The organism is Polynucleobacter sp. AP-Nickl1-40-C4, from assembly GCF_035012665.1.
GTDB lineage: Bacteria > Pseudomonadota > Gammaproteobacteria > Burkholderiales > Burkholderiaceae > Polynucleobacter.
Genome location: NZ_JAYGQR010000007.1, coordinates 136,430 through 158,749 on the forward strand (window position 1 = coordinate 136,430; position 22,320 = coordinate 158,749).

At 43.3% G+C, this 22,320-nt stretch carries 28 protein-coding genes and 1 tRNA gene; 14 read left to right on the forward strand and 15 right to left on the reverse strand.

The genetic code is table 11. The features are described from left to right. Positions 1 to 53: 53 nt before the first annotated feature. Genes VC182_RS09175 through VC182_RS09185 form a run of 3 tightly spaced genes read right to left on the reverse strand, consistent with a single transcriptional unit; the run spans position 54 to position 3,315 of the window. Positions 54 to 1,307, reverse strand: coding sequence for a DASH family cryptochrome (locus tag VC182_RS09175; RefSeq protein ID WP_323485117.1), 1,254 nt, complete (start codon positions 1,305 to 1,307; stop codon positions 54 to 56). After that, positions 1,304 to 2,707 carry an exonuclease domain-containing protein gene (locus tag VC182_RS09180; protein ID WP_323485118.1) on the reverse strand — a complete coding sequence of 468 codons (1,404 nt, stop codon included), beginning with the start codon at positions 2,705 to 2,707 and terminating at the stop codon, positions 1,304 to 1,306. The genes VC182_RS09175 and VC182_RS09180 overlap by 4 nt, the downstream gene beginning before the upstream one ends. A gap of 20 nt (positions 2,708 to 2,727) precedes the next feature. Then, positions 2,728 to 3,315 (reverse strand): RrF2 family transcriptional regulator, encoded by a 588-nt coding sequence (locus tag VC182_RS09185; protein ID WP_072583930.1) that lies wholly within the window; start codon positions 3,313 to 3,315, stop codon positions 2,728 to 2,730. Positions 3,316 to 3,404: 89 nt separating this feature from the next. On the opposite strand from VC182_RS09185, the gene VC182_RS09190 reads away from it, so the two are divergent. Then, positions 3,405 to 3,896, forward strand: a complete 492-nt coding sequence (locus tag VC182_RS09190) for a hypothetical protein (RefSeq protein ID WP_323485119.1) — start codon at positions 3,405 to 3,407, stop codon at positions 3,894 to 3,896. On the opposite strand, the gene VC182_RS09195 is transcribed toward VC182_RS09190, so the two are convergent. Both VC182_RS09195 and VC182_RS09200 read right to left on the reverse strand, forming a co-directional pair. Continuing rightward, a complete protein-coding gene (locus VC182_RS09195) occupies positions 3,888 to 4,316 on the reverse strand; it encodes a DUF2244 domain-containing protein (RefSeq protein WP_216120502.1) in 429 nt (142 codons plus the stop codon). The genes VC182_RS09190 and VC182_RS09195 overlap by 9 nt on opposite strands. Positions 4,317 to 4,349: 33 nt before the next feature. After that, entirely contained in the window at positions 4,350 to 4,499 is a 150-nt protein-coding gene (locus VC182_RS09200) for a hypothetical protein (RefSeq protein WP_323485120.1), read from the reverse strand. A 132-nt stretch (positions 4,500 to 4,631) separates the two neighbouring features. Between VC182_RS09200 and VC182_RS09205 the strand changes: the two genes are divergently transcribed. Genes VC182_RS09205 through VC182_RS09215 form a run of 3 tightly spaced genes read left to right on the forward strand, consistent with a single transcriptional unit; the run spans position 4,632 to position 6,534 of the window. After that, positions 4,632 to 5,273: an LON peptidase substrate-binding domain-containing protein gene (locus VC182_RS09205; protein WP_323485121.1), complete on the forward strand. Its 642-nt coding sequence runs from the start codon at positions 4,632 to 4,634 to the stop codon at positions 5,271 to 5,273. Positions 5,274 to 5,277: 4 nt separating this feature from the next. Beyond that, positions 5,278 to 6,138 (forward strand): oxygenase MpaB family protein, encoded by an 861-nt coding sequence (locus VC182_RS09210; protein WP_323485122.1) that lies wholly within the window; start codon positions 5,278 to 5,280, stop codon positions 6,136 to 6,138. Between the two features lie 18 nt (positions 6,139 to 6,156). Next, positions 6,157 to 6,534: a DUF4149 domain-containing protein gene (locus tag VC182_RS09215; protein WP_323485123.1), complete on the forward strand. Its 378-nt coding sequence runs from the start codon at positions 6,157 to 6,159 to the stop codon at positions 6,532 to 6,534. 9 nt (positions 6,535 to 6,543) lie between these two features. On the opposite strand, the gene VC182_RS09220 is transcribed toward VC182_RS09215, so the two are convergent. Beyond that, positions 6,544 to 6,726 (reverse strand): hypothetical protein, encoded by a 183-nt coding sequence (locus VC182_RS09220; protein WP_216155821.1) that lies wholly within the window; start codon positions 6,724 to 6,726, stop codon positions 6,544 to 6,546. Between the two features lie 82 nt (positions 6,727 to 6,808). Between VC182_RS09220 and VC182_RS09225 the strand changes: the two genes are divergently transcribed. Genes VC182_RS09225 through VC182_RS09235 form a run of 3 tightly spaced genes read left to right on the forward strand, consistent with a single transcriptional unit; the run spans position 6,809 to position 8,832 of the window. Beyond that, positions 6,809 to 7,435, forward strand: a complete 627-nt coding sequence (locus tag VC182_RS09225) for an alpha-ketoglutarate-dependent dioxygenase AlkB (RefSeq protein ID WP_323485124.1) — start codon at positions 6,809 to 6,811, stop codon at positions 7,433 to 7,435. Continuing rightward, positions 7,425 to 8,435: an NAD(P)/FAD-dependent oxidoreductase gene (locus tag VC182_RS09230; protein WP_323485125.1), complete on the forward strand. Its 1,011-nt coding sequence runs from the start codon at positions 7,425 to 7,427 to the stop codon at positions 8,433 to 8,435. The genes VC182_RS09225 and VC182_RS09230 overlap by 11 nt, the downstream gene beginning before the upstream one ends. Positions 8,436 to 8,445: 10 nt before the next feature. After that, on the forward strand, positions 8,446 to 8,832 hold the full coding sequence (locus VC182_RS09235; protein ID WP_215320752.1) for a dihydroneopterin aldolase: 387 nt from the start codon (positions 8,446 to 8,448) through the stop codon (positions 8,830 to 8,832). Positions 8,833 to 8,868: 36 nt separating this feature from the next. Here VC182_RS09235 and VC182_RS09240 read toward each other — a convergent pair whose 3' ends face one another. Continuing rightward, on the reverse strand, positions 8,869 to 9,555 hold the full coding sequence (locus VC182_RS09240) for a cupin domain-containing protein (RefSeq protein WP_323485126.1): 687 nt from the start codon (positions 9,553 to 9,555) through the stop codon (positions 8,869 to 8,871). Positions 9,556 to 9,706: 151 nt separating this feature from the next. On the opposite strand from VC182_RS09240, the gene VC182_RS09245 reads away from it, so the two are divergent. The 6 genes from VC182_RS09245 to VC182_RS09270 all read left to right on the forward strand — a co-directional run bounded on the left by VC182_RS09245 (position 9,707) and on the right by VC182_RS09270 (position 13,687). Beyond that, entirely contained in the window at positions 9,707 to 10,402 is a 696-nt protein-coding gene (locus VC182_RS09245; RefSeq protein ID WP_323485127.1) for an SDR family NAD(P)-dependent oxidoreductase, read from the forward strand. Positions 10,403 to 10,593: 191 nt separating this feature from the next. Then, positions 10,594 to 11,250: a DsbA family oxidoreductase gene (locus VC182_RS09250; protein WP_323485128.1), complete on the forward strand. Its 657-nt coding sequence runs from the start codon at positions 10,594 to 10,596 to the stop codon at positions 11,248 to 11,250. A 152-nt stretch (positions 11,251 to 11,402) separates the two neighbouring features. After that, a tRNA-Cys gene (locus VC182_RS09255) sits at positions 11,403 to 11,477 on the forward strand. A gap of 102 nt (positions 11,478 to 11,579) precedes the next feature. Further along, positions 11,580 to 12,521, forward strand: coding sequence for an ABC transporter ATP-binding protein (locus tag VC182_RS09260; RefSeq protein ID WP_323485129.1), 942 nt, complete (start codon positions 11,580 to 11,582; stop codon positions 12,519 to 12,521). Then, the gene (locus VC182_RS09265; protein ID WP_323483711.1) at positions 12,511 to 13,278 is read left to right on the forward strand and encodes an ABC transporter permease; all 768 of its coding nucleotides are present in this window, start codon (positions 12,511 to 12,513) and stop codon (positions 13,276 to 13,278) included. The genes VC182_RS09260 and VC182_RS09265 overlap by 11 nt, the downstream gene beginning before the upstream one ends. Before the next feature lie 205 nt (positions 13,279 to 13,483). Next, positions 13,484 to 13,687, forward strand: coding sequence for a hypothetical protein (locus VC182_RS09270; protein WP_323485130.1), 204 nt, complete (start codon positions 13,484 to 13,486; stop codon positions 13,685 to 13,687). A gap of 162 nt (positions 13,688 to 13,849) precedes the next feature. On the opposite strand, the gene VC182_RS09275 is transcribed toward VC182_RS09270, so the two are convergent. Then, a complete protein-coding gene (locus VC182_RS09275; RefSeq protein ID WP_323485131.1) occupies positions 13,850 to 14,266 on the reverse strand; it encodes a CHRD domain-containing protein in 417 nt (138 codons plus the stop codon). Between the two features lie 152 nt (positions 14,267 to 14,418). On the opposite strand from VC182_RS09275, the gene senB reads away from it, so the two are divergent. Continuing rightward, positions 14,419 to 15,375 (forward strand): selenoneine biosynthesis selenosugar synthase SenB, encoded by a 957-nt coding sequence (gene senB / locus VC182_RS09280; RefSeq protein WP_323485132.1) that lies wholly within the window; start codon positions 14,419 to 14,421, stop codon positions 15,373 to 15,375. Positions 15,376 to 15,386: 11 nt separating this feature from the next. Here the strand turns inward: senB and egtD are convergent, their stop codons facing one another. Genes egtD through VC182_RS09315 form a run of 7 tightly spaced genes read right to left on the reverse strand, consistent with a single transcriptional unit; the run spans position 15,387 to position 21,912 of the window. Further along, positions 15,387 to 16,319, reverse strand: coding sequence for an L-histidine N(alpha)-methyltransferase (gene egtD / locus VC182_RS09285; RefSeq protein ID WP_323485133.1), 933 nt, complete (start codon positions 16,317 to 16,319; stop codon positions 15,387 to 15,389). 29 nt (positions 16,320 to 16,348) lie between these two features. Continuing rightward, positions 16,349 to 17,143, reverse strand: a complete 795-nt coding sequence (gene phnE, locus VC182_RS09290; RefSeq protein WP_323485134.1) for a phosphonate ABC transporter, permease protein PhnE — start codon at positions 17,141 to 17,143, stop codon at positions 16,349 to 16,351. Further along, a complete protein-coding gene (locus VC182_RS09295; protein WP_215320762.1) occupies positions 17,140 to 17,967 on the reverse strand; it encodes a PhnE/PtxC family ABC transporter permease in 828 nt (275 codons plus the stop codon). The genes phnE and VC182_RS09295 overlap by 4 nt, the downstream gene beginning before the upstream one ends. A gap of 2 nt (positions 17,968 to 17,969) precedes the next feature. Next, the gene (locus VC182_RS09300) at positions 17,970 to 18,746 is read right to left on the reverse strand and encodes a phosphonate ABC transporter ATP-binding protein (protein WP_216155898.1); all 777 of its coding nucleotides are present in this window, start codon (positions 18,744 to 18,746) and stop codon (positions 17,970 to 17,972) included. Positions 18,747 to 18,751: 5 nt separating this feature from the next. Further along, entirely contained in the window at positions 18,752 to 19,624 is an 873-nt protein-coding gene (locus tag VC182_RS09305; RefSeq protein WP_216192148.1) for a putative selenate ABC transporter substrate-binding protein, read from the reverse strand. Positions 19,625 to 19,663: 39 nt separating this feature from the next. Beyond that, positions 19,664 to 20,704: a selenide, water dikinase SelD gene (gene selD, locus VC182_RS09310; RefSeq protein ID WP_323485135.1), complete on the reverse strand. Its 1,041-nt coding sequence runs from the start codon at positions 20,702 to 20,704 to the stop codon at positions 19,664 to 19,666. 59 nt (positions 20,705 to 20,763) lie between these two features. After that, positions 20,764 to 21,912 (reverse strand): SUMF1/EgtB/PvdO family nonheme iron enzyme, encoded by a 1,149-nt coding sequence (locus VC182_RS09315; protein ID WP_323485136.1) that lies wholly within the window; start codon positions 21,910 to 21,912, stop codon positions 20,764 to 20,766. Between the last annotated feature and the right edge of the window lie 408 nt (positions 21,913 to 22,320).

The window sequence follows — 22,320 nt, forward strand, 5'->3', positions numbered from 1 at the left end:
ATGTTGTGAACACCATTATCCATCCCAACGCCATCTGCAGAATGTCTTAAAAGCTAAGTCAGCCACATTTGGCGATATATGCCATCCCGATCATGATCTTGGGTTTGCTTGGCAACATTAAAAGGTCTGCCTTCCCTGGGATCCGTGCCTTTGCCAACAATATATAACCAGTTGCCTTGATTACTATAAACATCATAGTCAATCAATTGATATTCAAACCAGGCACAACCCGCCTGCCAATCACCCCTCATGTCATAAATCCAATAGCTCGCCACAATTTGACGCATACGATTGGATAGATAGCCCGTTTTTTTCAATTCACGCATGCCAGCATCTATCAGTGATTCCCCAGTAGTACCAGATGACCATTTGATGAATTTTTTACTATCAAACTGGTTGCCAGGTAATTTACTTAAACCTTTGGAGTGATAGAGTCTTTTGTCATACTTGAAATGCAAAAACCGGAAGTAGTCTCTCCAGAGTAATTCAAACCAAAGCCAGTAAGTTCCATCATTTGCTCCATGGCAAGATTCATAATCCGCCAATTGCTTTGCAATAGAACCCGCAGAGCAACAACCTTGCGCTAGCCATAGAGAGAATTTGCTGGAGTAATCTATACCAATCAGCTCATTACGTGTTTGCTTGTAGGTATCAGGAAGACGTCGCTCAAAATACTGCTGGATATGGGTATGAGCACTCCGCTCCCCGCCTCGAAACTTACTGCCACTAAATGTAGTGTTACTGTCAAATGCATTAATAGGGGGTATTTCGATAGCAGGTAATGAAGGAATGCTCTTGGGAGAATCAACAGGGGCAGAAAATCTTAAACCTCTCTTTTCAACTTGCTGACGAAATTGAGTAAAGACATCTGGCATCTCTTGCAATGGAAATGGTAAGGATTGAGCATCCAACATACTAGATTGCCATACTGGATTCACCCTAAAACCAGCACCACTTAATAGCGCCACTTGCTCCAACTCTTCAGGCGCTTGAATTTGCTCACAATAAATACGATCTGCTTGAGTCTGAGCTTTTAATTTCTCAAATACATGCAAGACATCACCGGTGACCTCATATAGGTCCGATCCCAGTTCTCGTAGCTGACTGCGCAATTCCTGAAGAGATTGATCCAAAAATACCCGACGATGCTCCCCTACCCTCGGAAATCCCCATGCAGTATCTTGCTCTAAGTTGGGCTGATGAATATAGACTGGTAGCAGATGATCTGCTGACTTACACGCCTGTAAAAATGATGGGTTATCCGCTAGGCGGAGATCATTTCTAAACCAATAGATTGCAGTTGTCATTTATCTACACCAATCCGAATCACTTGATTTCTATAGGCACCCGATAGCGCCTTTTTGACTATCTTATAGATGTCGAGATCAAACTCCACTTCACCCGACTGTGCCAACTCATAAAGCTCATCCTGATTAATGGCAGTGCCCAAATAGCACCATTTATCGACCACAATCATCTCACCACCCTCTTTAATGGCAATGGCTCCAGAATATGGCCAAACCTGAACCTTAAAGAGGTCCATGGCTGTTTTTAACTGTAAATTATGTAAGGCGATAGGGGTAATGTTGATGCAGGTTCCACTGCATTGCTTTACTTGATAGCCAAAGCAAGATTTACCCTCAATACGCTTCTCCAAGCCAAGCAAGGCTTCGCATAAATGGTGTTTTTTTGCCAATGCCTTTAAATAAGCATGCGCCTCTCGCTTGCTATAGAACAAGCCGTATAAATTATCTTGCAAACCAGGAGCCAAATGATGATGAGTTACTAAAGAAGGTGTCAGAACACCACTAACATCCTCCTCTAAGCTCCAGGCACAAAGATCCTTTGATCTACGTAGCTTAATATTCAGAGAAGGCATACGCTCTTTTATCAATCTCGACTCAAGAATTAAAGCGCCTAACTCTCCACTCGTCTCGATCCAATCAATATCGCGAACCTGCAAAGAAAGTTTCATTTCTTTACGTTGCATTAAAGCACCCTGAAAATGCCCCATCACCCTGCTCCGCAAAGAAATACTTTTGCCAATATAAAGAGGGGTCTTATTTTCTCCATAAAAGATATAGCAACCTGGGCCATCGGGTATAGAGTCAATTACACCCTGGTCTATGTTAGGGGGAAGACTAGCATTGCCAATGAGTTGGTTTATCGCCTCATTTAACTTTTCTTGCCCAAACTTTGACTCACACACACGCCAAAATTGAAGCAATAAATCAGCATCCCCTAGCGCACGATGTCTAGCACTTACCTTCAGTCCATGCGTACTAATGATGGTGTCGAGGTTATGACGTGGCTGATCTGGGAAAAGTAATCGAGATAGCTTTACGGTACATAAAACTTTAGGCTTAAAGTCAATGCCAACCCTCTTAAAAGAGGCTTTGATAAAACCATAATCAAAGCGAGCGTTATGAGCGACAAATATTTTTCCCTCAAGCTCTTTTTTTAAATCTTCAGCCAACTCAGAAAAACAAGGCCGCCCTTGGACCATTGATGGAGAAATGCCAGTCAGTCTTTGAATATTTTGTGGGATATAGGTTTGAGGATCAATCAACTTTTCCCACATCTGAACCTGATTACCCGCTAGGGTTTTAATTCCAATTTCAGTAATGCGGTCACGATCGAAATGAGACCCTGTGGTTTCAATATCTACAAAAGCTAAATCTGGGTAAGGGCCACGCTGACTGTTCACGCTAGAACCGTTAATTCCATTTAGCTTGCAGATGAAACTCTATTCAGATAGTCAGCAAAACTAAAAATAGAGTTTGGCCCGCGAGGCACATCCTCAACTTTTTTAAAGCTTGTTTTAACAACCTTTTGAGTTTCGCCTTTTTTCTTTTTTTCGTGACTAGGGGTAGCTTGCTTTTCTATTGGCAAGTATGGCTTTCGCTCCGGCGCAGTTTGAACCTCACTAAAGCGTGGAATGTAATCTTTGATAGCAGAGGCTAGCGTCACATTAGAGATGCAGCTCATCATGTAGGTTTCAAGTGATTGATAGAGCTCTTTAGCAATATCCGATACCTCCACTTTTTTCTTCTTAATTAGGTTCATTGCTAGAACGATATCCTTGATGGTAATAATTCTAGGATCCTTTGAAAGTTGATACCCGCCTGCCCGACCTCTAACTGCAGTCACAAGACCCGACTCCCTTAGTGGACGCAGCAAAAGTTCGATACGACTGACTGATATATGCTGTCTTTTTGCTATCTCTGGAGCAGGGACAAGCTGCCCATTAGCTGAATGGCTTGCAATATCTACGAGGGTATTTAGAGCTACCCTGACTGCTTTGGTAACTTCCATGGGAGTTTCGGCATAAAAGTTAGATTGAGGCTAGTATGAAACTGATCCGAAAAGTGTGCTGCAGCGCATTAATTAACCCTATCTAACTTATGGTTGAAATAACTAGACCCCAGCATCCCCTTACCCATCGGCTACTTCGCTTTCTAGCCTGCATTCTGGCCGGCGGATTCATTTCTCAAGCCATAAGCTGCCTAGCGGCTTATTTATTAATTAGTGATTCACAAGCTGCGGGCATGGTGGCGCACATAGTAGTTCAGCAACTTTCCTACTACCTTTTAGGATGTGCGTTCGCAATCTTAAGCATTGCCAACGTTCTCATTAAAAGGGGTTCGTCTCCACTTAAAAATATCCGTCTACCTTTACTAATACTGATGATGGCAGTTGCAGTGGTTAGCTTTCTTCTCATACCGCGCATGGATTACTTGAGGGAAACAGCGCTAATGGATGGCATGCCAGTCATGCTCTCGCCGTTTGCCAACTACTTTCAGGTTTTGAATATCTTAGTGCTGATGCTGCTGTTAACGCAGATCATTGCCGGCATCCTGGTGGCATGGTGCCTGACTAAATCAGAATCAACCTAGATGCGCTCGAACCGCAGCAATCAAGGGTATCTGCTGCTCTGGTCTTAGAAACTGACCCAGCTCTATACGTAGGCTTGATTGGCTGATGTGAAAGACTTTCGAGCCTTCCGATGGCAATTCAATTTTGGCCCACTGCGTATTCAGCTCATACACAGTCTCTTTGTAGCCAATGAATTTTTTGACCAGAAGACGTTTGTCATCAATCTCAATCGTTTCACAATCTAACGCATGTCTACAGTAAATTAGAAATCCGAGCGTTACCGCACAAAGCTCCAAAGCTGTAAAAATGGGAATGACCCATACGCCTGCCAAAAAGAACCCAGTTGCAACTGTTAGCGAGAGACAAACCAGGACAATATAGAACTTGAGGAGCTGCCTAGGAGTCAGTGCGCAGTTTCTGCGCATTTGCCAGCGCTTCATATTGATGTAGTTCTGGAAATAAATAGTGAGAGCCTATTGGCCTTTACTACGCTCTTGAGATTTCGCTAACTGGTCGGCGCTTCTTTGTTGAAAATCCATCATGGAGTGATACCCCATTTGATAACAAGGGCAATGCTTACCCAGAATCCAGCGAGCGAGTTTGATGCGTAGTTTTTGGACCATTTTTTACCTCTGATTGGTGAACCTCAAATGTAAACGGAAAACGCATTTATTGCTGAGCTCAGATTAAAACTGGGGGGATTTACCGCGAGATTCGCGTCAGCAAAAATTATTCAAATCCATTAAATTGATTAGATGACTAATTTAGACTCCACCACTCGAAAAATACCGCTATTCCCACTAGGAACCGTACTGTTTCCAGACGGCGTAATTGCCCTCAAGATCTTTGAGGCACGCTACCTCGACATGATTAAGACATGCTTGCGTGAAAAAACAGAATTTGGCGTTGTTAGCATCATGAAAGACCAGGACTCCAAAGAAGATTCGCCTCTTGTTTTTTCCCAAATCGGAACTCTAGCCCTAATTGAAGATTTTGACCCCATTCAACCCGCCTTATATATGACTAGGTCGTCAGGAACGCAGCGCTTTAGACTTCTTCATAGCCAACAAGAATCTAATGGCCTGTGGATTGGTGAAGTTGAGCTTCTAGCGAATGATCCCGTTACCCCTATCCCTGAAGAACATCAAAAGGTCGTGAAATTATTGAATGAAATTATTTCAGTGATTCAGAGTGAAGATTTATTAGAGGAGTCCCCATTTAAGAGGCCCTTCAAGACCGATGACTGCGGCTGGGTATCAAATCGCCTTGCAGAACTGTTACCCATCTCCCTGGCCCAAAAGAACCATTTGCTAGCCCAAACCAACCCCAGAATCAGACTTGATCTGGTTACTGAAATTATCGAAGATGATGGCTTAAGCAATCTCATGCTGCACTAAATCCATGCTTGATGAGCTTATTCGTAAAACGATTCGTGAAATGGTGGGGGGCGGTGGACCACCGATTGCTTTTCTAACGCCAGCAGGCGATCGCGGCCTCTTTGGCCCGGAATCCATTGCCTGGAAAGTACATGCGGACTTTATTTCAATGATGATTGGCGGCATTAGCTCACTAATCATGCAAGCACTTCATCCTCAGGCCTTAGCAGGAGTTTGGGATCACTCCAGTTTTAGAGAGGATCTTAAAGGTAGGCTCGGTAGAACGGCTTTCTTCATTGCTGCCACTACTTATGGATCAACAGAGATGGCAGACAACATCATTAATAAGGTTAATCAGATTCATGCAAAGATTAATGGCTTTGATGAATTTGGAAAACCGTATTCGGCTACTGACCCGCATCTACTGGCTTGGGTTCATCTCACAGAAACACATAGCTTTATGCAGGCCTTCGAAGATTATCGAAAAGAGAAATTGAGTTCACAAGACAAAGATCAATACTTTGTTGAAATGAAATCGCTTGGCGAAAGAATGGGCGCTCATAATTTACCCATCACTTACGCCAAAACAGATATTGCGATTCAAAACTATATTCCTGAGCTTTACTTTGGGGAGCGTGCAAAAAGTATCCTTGCTTTGCTCGAGAACTTTCCTGGCAAGCTTGCTGCAAAGCCGTTTATCAAACTGATTACTCGCGCTGGCTATCTGAATCTTCCGGATTGGGTCTACCCCTTTATCAAGAGGCCTACCCCTAGCCTGATTGAGCGTTTAGCAGTCAAAAAGAGTATCGATTTAATTGCAGTGCCCATTCGTGAGGCCCTTAAAGATGGGGTGGCTGCCCACTCACTCCGCAGAGTTTATGGATAATTTATTTAGAGAGACATCATGATCACTAATTACCTAATATCAGGCATGGTTGGCATCATGCTTTTCTTTACTGTCGTAGTAGCTCCGACTGTATTTAAGGTGCTCCCCGTTGAATGGTCCAGCAAGTACGTTCGGAACTTTTTTCCCAAGTACTATGCCTGCCTTGGCTTAATTACAACCGCCTGTATCTTCACGGCGCCCGACAGCGTCAGCAAGGTCTTACTAGCGATCTGCGCCCTACTCTTTGCCTTTACTTTGCTCTATTTGACTGGAAAGATTAACGAAGCCAAAGATCAAGGGCAAAGTCGTCGCTTTCATGTATTGCACGGCGCCAGCGTTGTCATCAACTTATTTCAGCTGATTACTTTTATTTATCTTTTAGTCAAACCGTCATGAATAGACAGATTACTCAGATTGGGGATTAACCTTATTTGGATCTGACTCTTCAGCCTTATTTTCCTTGATAGACCAATTCAAACTGGGGGCGGACATTTTTTCACCATCCCAAACTTGGCCACACCAACACTCACCTGCATCATTAATGATGCATACACCTGAGCCACAGCAACGCTTGTCTGGGGTCTTCATACATTAGCCTAATCAAGAAATTGAAATTAAGACTATTCTAGGGTTTTTATGAAACTAGCGCTTGATCTTGCAATTGATAACAATGCAAAGCACTTTATTTGAAACCCCCCTCAGCGACCATGCCGCGAATATTTTGCCAAAGGATGGGGGTGCTCACTACCATCCCAAAGTCTTTACTGAACAGGATTGCATGGCATTAATGAGACAGCTTCAAGCCTCCCTTAAATGGGAGCCTGAACAACTCATGATGTTTGGAAGGCTGGTGACCACTCGGCGTAAAGTTGCTTGGGTTGCTGATCCTCTGTGCAGCTATACCTATTCTGGGGTAAAAAAGATTCCACAAGCCTGGACATCTGAGCTCGTCCTAATTAAAGAGAAGCTAGAGAAAGCATCACAAGCTGAGTTTAATTCTTGCCTACTGAATCTCTACCATGATGGAAATGATGGCATGGGCTGGCATAGTGACGATGAAAAAGAGCTTGACCCCTTATCACCCATTGCATCGCTAAGTCTTGGGGCGCAGCGCAAGTTTGCCTTTCGCCATAAAAAGGACAAAGAGACTATTTCTCTTTTTTTAGAGAATGGTAGCGCCCTCATCATGCATCCACCAATTCAAGAGCATTGGCAGCACGCTTTACTGAAAACCAAAACTGCGTCAGATATTCGCATAAATTTAACGTTTAGAAAAATTAATCTTCATGCCACATGAGTCCAGACCCAAAGTCACGGTAGCTATTATTGGCGCAGGTATGGCAGGCCTTAGTTGCGCTGACAGATTGCAAACGCTAGGCTTTCAAGTCCAGGTTTATGAAAAGAGTCGCGGGCCAAGCGGTCGGATGAGCACTCGTCATGGTGAGGGTTGGTCAGCAGATCATGGGGCCCAATATTTCACAGCAAGAGATCCTGTGTTTATTGAGGCACTCAATACATGGATAAAGGCAGGTGTAGCTGCTGACTGGAATCCACGCTTATTTGTATATGAGGGTGAGCAATGGCGAGAGAGCCATTCCAGTGAGCGACGTTATGTGGGCGTTCCTGCCATGAACTCACCCGGTCAATATCATGCTAAAACCATCTCAATTGAGATTAATCAGACTATCGATCAGATTTACCAGCAAGACGGTAAATGGTTTCTCCGTAGCCTAGAGAATGGCGATATTACCAAATCCTTTGATTGCTTGGTATTAGCAATTCCTGCGCCTCAGAGCTACGCTCTTACCAAATTAGTAGACCACTCCATTGAAACAATTTACTCTAGCGTAAATATGCAAGGCTGCTGGACGGTGATGGCACGGTTCTCAGAAAAAGTGGATATGCCATTTGATGCCGCCTTCATTAATGGTGAAATCATTAGCTGGATCTCTCGAAATAATTCCAAACCTGGACGTACTGGCCACGAGACCTGGACAATACATGCAAACCCCCAATGGAGTCAGCAATGGATTGAGCTAGATAAAGAGGAGGCTAGAAAGCTCATTCTAGAGTCCGCAAAAAAGCTTGGACTCAATTGCCAGAATGCTGAAATTTCTATCCATCGCTGGCGTTACGCAAGCGGAGCAATCAATACAGAAATGGGATTTATTCTGAATGAAACTAACAAGCTTAGCCTATGTGGCGATTGGCTTAATGGTGGCAGAGTTGAGGGAGCGTGGTTAAGTGGTTACAAATTAGCAAATGCAATGAATAATTTCGCAGAAACGAACCTATAAGGATCACACTATGTCGCGTAAGGCATCCATCGAATTACGAGATCTAAAACTACAAACTCAGATTGGCACATATAAAACTGGTGACATCATCCCTGATAATCATTTATTGGATCTCACGCTTTGGATTGACCCGAATCTCGTGTTGATTTCTGAGGATAAGATGAGCAAGGTCTTTGATTACGACCCTCTCGTACTTGAGATTACGAGGCTAGCTAGTGATGGTCATTATGAAACCCAGGAAAGACTGATGAGTAGAATCACTGAAGCCTGTGCTAGCTATTCACAAATTCAATCACTAGACATCAGCCTCAGAAAATCTCCCGTTCATAATAATTCGGGCTCGCTTGGCGTTAGACTAAGTCTTGATCAGGGAGCTTTATTACAATTAAGAAGCTAAATCTTATTTATTGATAAATTACCGTTGCAGTATTTATCAGCGATAGTAGGCGCCCTGCTTGCCATCATCACCATCCAAAAGATGCCCAGTTTTCACAAAGATAGTGCAGCCCTCTTTACTAAAAGGTTGATGCAAGCTCATATGAGGACTTCTGATCCATGAACCGGCGGGATATCGTCCATGCTCATCTTCAAATACCCCATCCACTACAAAAATTTCCTCGCCACCGTAATGCTTATGCGGATTGAAATACGTTTGAGGTGCCCAACGAACCAAAGTTGAACCACTACCCTGCTGCATCAGCGGCATCACATTTAACCCTGGCACCATACCTTGATACCAAGGGGCAGTTTTAGTGTCAATTACCTCTCTCGCGACTTGATCTGGACCGAGATGTCGCAATTTCACGAAAAGCGTACAGCCAGTTTTACTGAATGGCGCATGAGAGGACCCCGGAGGATTCATCAGATATGTGCCGGCAGGGTAGTCACCAGTCTCGTCACTAAACACCCCATCTAAAACCAAGATCTCCTCACCGAATTCATGGGTGTGGGTTTTAAATTGGGTGCCAGGCTGATAGCGCACGATAGAAGTCGCTTTTGCTACCTCATCGCCAATACGGTCGAGCATACGCCGCTCAACTCCTGGCTCAGGACTGGGGATCCAAGGCAAATCATGGTGGTTAATGACGACTCGTTGGCTGTAATCAGAATTGATATTCACTTGGTTAATTTCACATAGGTAAAGACCCATAAGCATAGCAAGCTAATGGGATAGGTGCTTAAAGGAGAAAAGGGGGTGCATACCCTCTCATACAAACTACGCTAAAGTCTATTAAATACCCTGAATTCACTTAATGCTTTCAAAAGACTTTATGAGCTTACTTCCCAATCCATTTAATGCTCTCATCATTGGTGCCTCGGGCACTATTGGCTCCCATTTTGTCAAGCTCCTAGAAAGCAATCCATCATGCTCCAAGGTCATTGGCATACATCGCAACTGTGCTTATGCAATTGATTACCATCATCCACAGACTATTGAAGCTTCTGCAAGCAGTCTGACTGAATTAGGACCATTTCAATTGATCATCAACACTATTGGTATTTTGCATTCAGAAGAATGGATGCCAGAAAAGAAATTGGATGATTTAAATTCAACTCAATTGGCCGAGATGTTCAATACAAACACCATTGGTCCAGCCCTAACAATCAAGCATTTCTCAAAACTCTTGGATCCAAAGCACAGCGTCATGGCAACGCTGTCTGCCAAGGTTGGCAGCATTGAAGATAACCGCCTCGGAGGCTGGTATAGCTATAGAGCTTCAAAAGCCGCGCTCAATATGATCATCAAAACGGCCTCTATCGAATTTGTAAGAACGAAACCCAATATTGCTTTGATTGCCCTCCACCCAGGCACCGTGAACTCTGGATTATCACAACCTTTTCGTGGACAGCAAATCGGCAGAGATCCCTTAGAGGCCGTGACTGATATGTTCAACGTTCTTGCGAATGTAAATAAAGAAGATTCAGGCAGTTTTCTGACTTACTCCGGAGAAAGGCTACCCTGGTAGAACCAGAGGACTACAAGAGTCCCGCAGTGGCATTTAGTAACGGAATAGGTACTTTAGAGGAAGTGAGCGTCCTTTTATAGGAATTGCCTTGTAAAAATCCTCCCCGGTTTAAAAAAACAACCTTGTAGCGGCAATAGAAAGAGTTTGTTGCTCAAAAATTCTCTTCAATAAGATTCTGTAGAATAAAAATCATGAAACCTACTATCAAAATAGACTATGTATCGGATGTTGCTTGTCCTTGGTGCGCTGTAGGCCTAGGCAATCTTAATCAAGCTATTGCCAAGTTTAGGGATCAAGTCAATTTTGAAGTGCGTTTTCACCCCTTTGAGCTCAATCCCAATATGCCCTTAGGCGGTCAAGATGCCATTGAACATCTCACCGAAAAGTATGGCTTAACAGCGGAAGAGGTCAAAGCCAATCAAGCCAACATTCGCACAAAAGCATTGGAGGCAGGATTTGAGTTTCATCCAAAAGGTCGAAAAAGGGTGTACAACACATTTGATGCTCACCGACTATTGTATTGGGCAGGGCAGGAGTTTGGACTAGAGAGACAGGCGATACTCAAAAAGGAATTGCTCAATACTTACTTTTGTTTAGCAGTTAATTTAGATGACCAAGAAAATTTGATAGATGCAGTAATACGCTCAGGCCTAGATTCGGGTAGGGCCCAAAGCGTGCTCAAGAATAATGAATTTGCTAGGGAAGTTCGGGAAGAAGAGTCTACCTACACAAATGCAGGCATAAACTCAGTCCCCTCAATCATTCTGAATGATCAATATCTTTTGCAAGGCGCCCAACCTACTGAGTCATTTGTACAAACATTCGAACAACTAATTCAAAAGAGCTAAAGATAAACTCCCTGTAGTTTTCAGTGGGCGCTCGAGTCGGGTAGATAGAAGCTCTGCATTCTCAATAACAGCGCTAACTTTTTCAATTTTTTGCCTTAAGGCCTTAATGCCTTAATGCCTTATATGAATTCTTGAGCTATCCTCTTACTTATGGCGGAATGGCAGAGTGGTTATGCGTGAGATTGCAAATCTCGCTACCTTGGTTCGATTCCAGGTTTCCGCCTCCAAATTTAGCACTCGACTACAGGACCTCTCGTGACCTTAAGTCCCCTTCCAGCTACTGATTGGGATTTATTGAAGTGACTTGATTTCCAATATCATTAGCGCTTATGACTAACATACTCTCCATTTCTCATCTTAATAAGACTTATCAATCTGGCTTCGAGGCCCTAAAAGATATTAATTTGGAGATATCTAAGGGTGAGATATTTGCCCTGCTTGGACAAAACGGCGCAGGAAAAACTACCTTAATTAGCATTATTTGTGGAATCGTGAGCCCCAGTAGCGGTCGGGTTTTAGTGGATGGTAAAGATATTATTGGCGATTACCGTGAAGCAAGAGAGTTAATTGGCCTTGTTCCTCAAGAGCTCTCTACCGACTCTTTTGAAACCGTCTGGAATACCGTAACATTTAGTCGAGGTTTATATGGAAAACCATCTAAGCCAGTATTCATTGAAAAGATCCTGAAAGACTTGTCCTTGTGGGATAAACGTCACAGCAAAATTATGACGCTATCTGGCGGTATGAAACGCCGAGTAATGATTGCGAAAGCGCTCTCTCATGAACCCAGCATCCTCTTTCTTGACGAGCCCACTGCAGGAGTTGATGTCAGCCTCAGAAAAGATATGTGGAATTTGGTCAAAATTCTGAAAGACAACGGCACCACCGTCATTCTCACGACTCACTATATTGAAGAGGCTGAAGAAATGGCTGATCGTATTGGTATTATTCGCAGCGGCGAGCTCATCATGGTGGACAATAAATTAGCGCTGATGAATAAACTAGGTAAAAAAGAGTTAACCCTTCAGCTACAAAGCCCGCTCCAGAGCCTGCCGAAGGAGTTGGATTTACCGAGTCTAAGTCTTTCAGAAGATAAATACGAGCTTACTTATCGCTTTGACTCCAAAGATGAAGATATTGATATTGCGCAGCTACTTCAAAAGATCACAAGCCTGGGCATTATCTTTAAGGACCTCCACACAAAACAGAGCTCACTAGAAGAAATCTTTGTAAATCTTGTTAACTCAAAGGCTGATACACATGAAGCTTAATTACTATGGTGTACGCGCTATTTATAAATTTGAAATGGCAAGAACACGGCGTACATTAATGCAAAGCATTATTGCCCCTGTTATATCGACTTCCTTGTACTTTATTGTTTTTGGATCTGCTATTGGTTCGCGTATGACTCAGATGGAGGGGATCTCCTATGGGGCATTTATCGTGCCTGGCCTCATCATGCTTTCACTGCTCACGCAAAGTATTTCTAATGCCTCATTTGGAATCTATTTTCCTAAATTTAGCGGAACTATTTATGAGATCCTCTCTGCGCCTATATCCCCATTAGAAATTGTGATGGGCTACGTTGGTGCTGCAGCAAGTAAATCGATTATTTTGGGCTTAATCATTCTGGCTACTGCTACTTTTTTTGTACCACTTCAAATAGATCATCCTTTGTGGATGCTATTTTATTTGGTGATCACGTCAATCACTTTCAGCATGATTGGTTTTATCATTGGCGTATGGGCAGATGGCTTTGAAAAACTCCAAGTGGTGCCTTTACTCATCATTACACCACTGACTTTCCTAGGTGGAAGCTTTTATTCGATCTCTGTTTTGCCATCCTTCTGGCAAAAAGTAGCATTACTCAACCCAGTTGTGTATCTCATTAGCGGCTTTCGCTGGAGCTTTTACAGCATTGAGGACGTGTCGCTTTGGGTAAGCCTAGGAATGACAATGTCTTTTTTAGCAATATCAATTGCCGTTGTCATTTGGATCTTTAGAACCGGTTACCGTCTTAAGAAATAACCCCAAAAGATAAAACCCCCACCCTCTCGGCCGAGGGATTTGTTTTATCGATGCAGTACGTTTTGCATAGCGAAACCATACATTCCCTAGCCCTTCAGAACAATAAGAGGAGTCCGTTACTTGAGTTTCCTAAAGGAATTTCATAAAGTGGGCTAAGCTGGGGACTGTTACGCAATTTAATCCCATCAACATTACTAAGATTAAAGTGATAACCATAGAACATCATTCGAAGACGCATGAATTTAAGACGCTTGATGAAGCAATGGATTGGGCTAAGCAGCTAGGCGAGTTTGTTACGATAAAATTTAACGGTCTAGAGATCGCGGGTAAGTTTGGGGTAGACGGCATCACTAGCGGTAAATTCTCAAATGGCGAGCCGTATACATGGAAAAAACGTCGGAGATATTAGGGCTCTGATTAATTGACACATTCTGCGCGATTAGATCTTAATTTTCTAATCACGAGTTCCCTAAGTCGTGAGCGCCATATAAAGTAGCGCTCAAAAAAACCACCCTAAGGTGGCTTATACAATTCTTAGTTACATGAGGCTGAGGATGCGGCTATATTCTCATTACTTAAGCTGCGCCCTAATTTCACCAGATTTATTTGTAGCGCTATGAACATTGAGATAAAGATTTCCGTTCTTCAGACTTTGGATCTGAGCCTCGGTTAATTTAGCACCTGCTGGAGCCGACCACACATTTTCTGCAGTTTTACTAAATGGAACAATTACCGGGCCATTTTGACCCATAGGGGCTTCGTGGATATGCGCCATAGTCCCCTCCATACCCATGGTAGTGATGGTTCCGGATACAGAGCCATCTGGAGCAACCATAATTGAACCCACTCCAGATGCAGAAGTCATGACTGGTGGCACCTCTTGAGACCCGGTTAGGGTTACTTTCATAGACTGTGCTGATACACCAAATGAGGCAATCCCAACACCCAATACCAAAGCAGCTTTAGCAAAAACATGATTAATCTTCATCTATATCTCCAATCGGGTTAGCGAATCCTCAGACTATCATACCCACAGGCATAAATCATGACAATTGATTCGCTTTATACGTATCTTTACCATCTGCCCTAGAATCACTTAGTACATAACATTTATATCTAGGCAAACCCGGATTTATTGACTTGAAACTGCGTATTGAAATCGTAACGCCCGCACCCCCTGGCACCCTTCACGGAAACCGTATTACTGCTTTACGGTGGCATCAATTCTTGTCACGCCTCAATTACCAAAGCGCTATTACAGAGCAATGGTCTAAAAAGCCATGTGATGTTCTGATTGCACTACATGGACTACGAAGTCATGACTCTATTCAAAGGTATAAAAAAGCCTATCCCAATTATCCAGTCATATTAATCATGACTGGAACGGACATCTACCGAGACCTAAAAAACTCCACTAAAGTTATCAAGTCAATGGAGATGGCTGATGCGATTGTAGTTCTTCAACCAGATGCCATTCAATCCTTACCTAAGAAATTTCATCATAAAGTCCAAGTGATTTACCAGTCAGTAAAAGGCATCACTAGAAAGCCGCCACCAAAACGTCATTTTTTAGCCAGCATCATTGGCCATCTGCGGTCTGAAAAAGATCCCTTTTGTGCTGCGCAATGCCTATCTTTGCTGCCCTCAAACAGCAAGATTCAGCTGGTACAACTCGGCAAGGCAATGAGTCCGGAGTTTAAAAAGCAAGCACTCTCTATTGAAAAAAACGTTATGCGTTATCGATGGTTAGGCCAACTGAGTCACTCTAAAACGCTTCAGTGGCTCTCCCGCTCACACGTGATGATCATATCCAGCATTATGGAAGGTGGCGCCCATGTGGTGTCTGAAGCTATTGCTATTGGCATCCCCGTAATTGCATCAGACATTCCAGGTAATCGAGGCTTACTGGGAGATGCCTACCCCGCCTACTATCCAGTAGGCGATAAAGTTGCTTTAAGCAAACTACTAACCAAGGCTGAAACCAATCCAGCCTTTTATGAAAAATTGTGCAGGGCGATTGCCTTGCGACAGAAGATCACCAAATCAGAATTAGAGCAAAAATCTATTCAAAAGCTCATTAAAAGCCTGATTAAATAATCAATCAGGCCCTATGCTGTCGCATAAGCTACCAAAAAGTAGCAATTTAGATCAGTCCAGGAGTGTACGGCTTTAAAACCGGCGCTCATTAAAAGAGATTCAAATTTTTCTTGCGTGTACTTATAGCTATTTTCAGTATGAATAAGCACACCGCTATCAAAACGCCTTTCGCCACCGGGGAACGAAACCAATTGATCCCGAGTAGATCGAAGATACATTTCAATTCGAGTAAGTTGCTCATTAAAAATTGCGTAGTGCTCCCAATTTTCTAAATTGAAATCCGTTTCAACTAGCCGGTTCAGGTGTAAAAGGATGTTTTTATTAAAAGCCGCAGTAATTCCAAGGGCATCGTTATAAGCTCGAGATAGAACTGCGTGATCCTTAACCAAATCAACCCCGATCAATAAACCCCCATCACCTTGGCAAACTTTCACAATATTTTTGAATAGTCCCAGCGCGGCATCTGGGTCAAAATTTCCAATGGAAGAGCCTGGATAAAAAAAGGTTTTCTTTCGACCCACCAAATCAGGAAACGCCATTTCTTCCTGTAAATCACAGGTTTGTGCCTGCATCTGAATTTTTGGAAATTCTTTTTGCAAGCCTGAGATAGCCCGCTCTAAAAATTCTTTTGAGATATCTAGCGCCCGATATTCTTTGGGTAATAGGGTGTCAAATAATGCGCTACCCTTTTCACAATTACCAGCCCCTAAGTCCAACAAAACATCGCACTTTCCAATCGTCAAAGCCATTGCTTCGCCGTATTGCACCATGATTTGTTTTTCAGTTCGGGTTGGGTAATACTCCTCCAAAAAAGTAATTGCCTCAAATAAGTGCGAACCAATTTCATCATAGAAAAACTTTGGAGATATTGATGGCTGCTCTTGTGAAAGACCAGCAATAATTTCATCAGTTAATTTTTGATCGGGTAAATTGTCTTGACTCACTTCAATATTCCTTTTTCATGTTACCTAATTTAGCCAAGACTGTGCATTTGCACTCTACGAAGCTTGTTGCTAATCATGTCTACAGCTATAACTAAGATAAGCATCGCTATGATCACTGTTGAGGCTTGCTGCTCATGTAATAAAGAGAGTTCGTAGTACAGAATTTGTCCAAGACCCCCTGCACCAACAAATCCTAATATCGTGGCCATACGTATATTCATTTCCCAACGATAAAGACTATAAGAGAGCAGTTGAGAATAGATCCCTGGTAAAGCCCCATAAATAAATGCTTGAGCATTACTTGCCCCAGCCAATCTCAGAGCTTGCGTTGCATTGGGAGAGTGATTTTCCAGGGTCTCGCCAAATAAACGCCCCAGCACTCCTGTGGTGTGCAAGGCGAGCGCTAGGGTTCCAGCAAATGGTCCTAAACCTACTGCTAGTACCATTAATACCGCCCAAACAAGCTCTGGCACCGAGCGCAAAAAATTTAAGAAAAAACGGGTTGCTACTTTTGCGCTACGACCAAACTGTCCAGCTGCTGGTAGCGCCAGAAAAAGGCTCGCAATTGCCGCTAATAAAGTGGCCAAGGCAGAAATGGCCAAGGTCTGCAATACACCACTCCACACCTTCTGTAAAAAAGATGGTGAGAGATCTGGTGGAAAAAAGCGTCCTGTATAAATAACAACATCACTCATAGCTTGTTTAGTAAACAAAGTCAGAGGATTAAATGAAAGATAAACAAAGCTCACCACAATAAAAAGCGCAATCAGCACAAGCGTAATGAGACACTTTAGACAAAATTCGCGAGCAGGATAGTGGTTCATGCGAGTTGCCGACGAATGATGAGACTGATGTAGTCAGCGAGTAAAACAAGCAGCAAAAATACGATGAGAATGGTAGATACTTCACCACCGTTGAGCATCTTCATTGACTGGTCCATAAGCTGTCCTAAGCCACCAGCACCTACAAAGCCCATGACAACCGAGGCCCTAACTGCGCATTCCCAGCGATAGATTGTGTAAGAGGCTAGCTCTTGTGAGGCGCCTGGCAATAACCCATATAAAAATGCATTGATACGGCCGCTACCTAACATTATTAGCGCTTTAGCAGGTAGGGTGTTTTCAGTCTCTAAGATTTCGGAATACACTTTTGCGAGCATGCCACCATAGGTAATAGCAATTGCTAGCACGCCTGCGATTGGGCCCAAACCAAACACTCTCACCAACAGCAAGGCCCATACAATTTCTGGAATACCTCTGAGTAATAACATCAGCATTCGGGCAAGATATCTACCGAGTTTCGCAATGCGATGACCAGAAGCAGGACCAATACGTGAAATCGATAGGCTATAAGTGATGATGAGGCCCAGTGGAATTGCCATCAGCATTGCCAGAGCAATGCCTGCAGTTGCCATGGCTAAAGTCTCTAAAGTGGCCTTAAACACTAGCGCTAAAAATGATGCCTGAAGATTGGGTGGGAAAAACTGAATTAAGAAGTTAGTAAAAACTTTGAGGTTGCTAGCTTCAAATAATGCAAATACATCAAACTGTGCCAATTGCATCATTGGCCATAAGATCGTTAATGCAATACACGTCACCACAAAACGCCTGAGCGCATCTGGATCCCTAAAATAGACCACTCTTTTCATGGTTATGGATTCGGACTGCCTTGTTTTGGCAGAATACCGCGTTCAGATGCATATAACTGTTGAAGCAAGCTCTCACTCACATCGGATGCCGGCAAGTCAAAAAAGATCTCCCCATCCTTCAGCCCAACAACTCTTGGGAACCACCCTAAAGCAATGTCTACTGCATGAAGGCTGGCCACAAAGCAAGCATCCCTGGTGCGAGCATCCTCTAAAAGGCGCTGAATTGTTAAATCAGAAAGAACAGGGTCCATTGCTGATACTGGCTCATCAGCCAGCAATAAATAAGGCTTCTGGTACAGCACGCGCGCGACACCCACTCTTTGCAATTGACCTCCAGACAGGCGGTCACAACGATCAAAGAGGCGGTCGGCGAGATCGAGTTTTTGCAGACATAACTGCGGACCCGCGATATCTACCGGATAGATTAATGACAGAAGAGATTTCCAGAGCGGCCACTGACCAAGACGACCAGCTAAGACGGCGGTAATCACTCTTTGTCTTGGTGGGATCGGAGCTGCTTGATGAACTAAGCCTATTTGAGAGCGTAAACGGCGTAATTGCCCTTTTGAAATCGCCCATGGATCAATGCCCAATACCGATATCGATCCAATACTAGGGCGCAGTGAAGTCGCTATCAAATTAAGCAAGCTCGTTTTGCCAGAGCCAGATGATCCAATAATCGCAATTGATTCACCAGCTGAAGCGCTAATGTTGATATTTTTTAGCGCCTCTTTGCCATTGCTATGACTAAAACTAACTTGCTTAAATGCAAATGCTATTTTTTTCACTTAATCAAACCAGCACCAATTGCAGCCTTTTCAATTTCATCGTAGTTGGATGATTTAGTAGGAATATATTTGCTAGCCCTCTGAAGATCCATTAATTCTTTTTGAGCAGGATCATTGGCATTCAGCTTTAAAAAAGCATCGCTAATTTTTTTAGTTACCGCTGCATCCAAACCACCTCGTACGGTCCAGTTGTAATCATGGTACGGAGGCGTTGTATACAGAACTTTTACTTTTTCGGTATTAGGATTTTTAGCATCAGACAATTTATCCCAAACAGATGCATTTAAAGCGCCAGCATCTGCTTTACCGCTAGCAACAAATGCGACTGTTGCGTCATGGGCTCCAGAAAAAGCAATACTCTTAAAGTCTTTATCTGGGTTAATGCCTGCCTTCATTAGGTAAAAACGCGGCATTAAATGGCCTGAAGTAGATGATGGTGAACCAAAAGCAAAGGTCTTGCCCTTTAAATCTGTCAAAGTCTTTGCCGAGCTAGCCTCAGGAATAATAAATTTACTCGTAAATTTTTCATCTTCAAGACGCTGAATGATCGGCTTGACGGCGCCATTCGTACGAATTTTTGCTTGAATATAAGTAAAACCGCCTAACCATGCCATATCGATTTTATTTGTTGCCAGCGCCTCAACAACTGCGGCGTAGTCTGTCACGGGCGTAAATTCGACTTTCATGCCCGTCTCTTTAGAAAGATATTCGCCTAAAGGAAGAAATTTTCTTTGTAACTCAGTTGGTGATTCATCCGGAATCGCGGAGACACGTAAGACGGCTTGCGCCTGAGCTGGAAGCGTGAACATGCTAAAGCAAAGCGTTGCTAAAACAAGGCCGAGTGAAAATTTCAAAGTGTTTAGTTTCATATTGTTTGGATACTTTCTATTGAATTAAAGAAGTAGAGCTTAGGCTACAGAAACGCCTGAGCCCTGTACAAATTGACCTATTTTTTGAGCTTGGCTAAATCCATCTGCTCTGAGTATTTCTAATACCTGCTCGGTTGCTTCTGGACTGCAAGAGATTAATAAACCGCCACTTGTTTGAGGATCAGACAAGAGGTTTTGCTGCCACTCATTCAAATGAGAGGCCATCTGTATTTCATGACCATAACCCAGCCAGTTACGTGGTGATGCGCCAGTAAAGATACCTTCTTTCACCAGCTTGACCGCCTCAGAAACTACTGGAATAGAGTCCCACTGAATCTGAGCTGAAAGCTTTGCTCCACGGCACAGTTCCAATAAGTGCCCTGCTAAGCCAAACCCCGTCACATCCGTAAGCGCATGCACGCTATCGAGTTGGGATAGCGCGACGCCAGGTTTATTCAGCTTAGTCGTTAAGGCAATCATCTCCTGATAGGCAGAGTCAGAAAGCTGCTCTTTTTTCAGCGCAGCAGAAAGAATGCCTACACCCAAGGGCTTGCTAAGGATGATGCTATCCCCTAACTTTGCACCACTATTACGCTTGAGTTTTTTAGGGTCTACTACGCCAATGGCAACCAAGCCATAAATCGGCTCTACAGTATCAATCGAGTGACCACCGGCAATCATAATCCCAGCCTCTGCACACACCGACTCACCGCCAGCAGTGATTTGCTGAATGATCTCCAAAGGAAGGACATTGATTGGCATGCCCAATAGCGCTAGGGCAAAAAGAGGTTGGGCACCCATTGCGTAAATATCTGAAATAGCATTCGTAGCTGCAATTCGCCCAAACTGATAGGGGTCATCGACAATCGGCATAAAGAAATCTGTGGTCGCCACGATCGCTTGATGTTCGTTGATTTGATAAACAGCGGCATCTTCATTGTTATCAGAGCCTGCCAGCAGTGCAGCAGGCATCTGGCGAATAGGGGAAGATTTCAGAATATCGCTCAAAACACCTGGAGCAATTTTGCAACCACAGCCCCCGCCGTGAGAGAGGGAGGTAAGACGACCGTTATATGTCATGTTGAAGAACTCAATTTAAAAGTAAGAGGATGGCAGCTAAGTATGTGAGCTTACCTAATTTATGCCAAACAGGTACGAAAGCCGCAAAAAAAATCACTGCGGGAAGGTAGGTAAAAATTACGAAATTGGGGGCGACGCAGATAGTCAGGAGTAAATACACTCCAACCCTTCAAAACCCGATGCCTACTGTCAAACCATGGGGCTGAATAATCTTGATAAGGATCAGAGCTAAAGCCCTCAAAAGGCTTAAAAGTACTGCTAGTCCACTCCCATAAGCTGGATGGTTGCCATGGCTCACGCGCTGATGTCATTAAGACGCTAAGCTCATTTTCAGTAGGGAGTCGAACACCCTTCCATAAACAATACTGCTCAGCAGTATGGGCAGAGATATGTCTCACTGGAGCATTGAGATCCAGCTCTCGCCACCGATCAAAAAATCGCTCAAACCAGGCATCACCCTCTTTTTTCCAATATGCAGGTTGATGCTTAAAGCTTATTTCTGCATCATTTAGAGATCTTAAAAACTCTAAATATTCACCGTTACTAACTGCATGGCTTGAAATTGAAAAATCATGAGTCAATACTTCATGCTGCCATTTCTCATTATCAAAAATAAAGCCCGTGCTTGGTGCTGACCCAAGCTGAAATTGGCACTGAGGAATATGGATATATCTTGACTCAAAATCATTGTGTTGGTCTTGACTAGTGCCAAGATCTTGCTCAAGAGGCCAGGCGTAACCTAAAGATTGCCACATATAAGCAAACGCTTCATTGTGCATATCTTCATGATAGAGAGCTAACTGAATAAAGTAAGCCTGCTCAGGACTCAAGGTTCCAGATCTGAGGATGATAAATGTACGCTCCATCACATCCGAAAAGTAATTCATCAAGATATCGATAGAGGGTATTTGTACCTGCCAGCGATCATCATGAATCATTTCAGAAGAATTAAATAAAGCATCTGCATGGGCTAAAAAGGAAGGATTAGATGCTACCCCTTTGCGATGAACCCAAAATTCATGAAACCAAATCAGATGACCAAACTCCCAATGCGGGGGGTTTAATCCGGGCAACAAGGTGACTTTTTCCTGACCGTGATCAAGCTTACCAATAATGGTTTGTGTCACGTGAGTCGATCGCTCCAAATCTATTAGAAGCTTATTTGGCAATGGCCAAGGCTCGTAGCGCAGATAGTCAAACTGTGTCATTTGGATTTAGAAAATGAAGATCATCAATATTGCTGCACTAGTTAGGCAAGGTCTCAAGTAATTCTTCAAAGGTTTTATACCCCATAATGGGCATGAAACTTCGCGGTGAAAAATTCTTCTCACTAATGAGCGTTGACCCCTGCATTTATCAGAAACAATATTGCTTAATTGACTAAGATCATCTAAATCTCGCATCTGACTTGGTGAGTTTCGGGGAAGCATTGCTACTGGCTTTTGATTTAGTAATATTAGTATTGGGCGTGATACGGTTGTTAATTAAAGGTGGATTCAACTACGAAGTGCAACTTTGAACAACTAGTTAAGGAGGCTAAGGATGTTTTAGTATCCAAAGCTTCTAGACCTGCAAGTCAAAGTAGCCATGACCTATCAACACCTTAGCCAAACTGA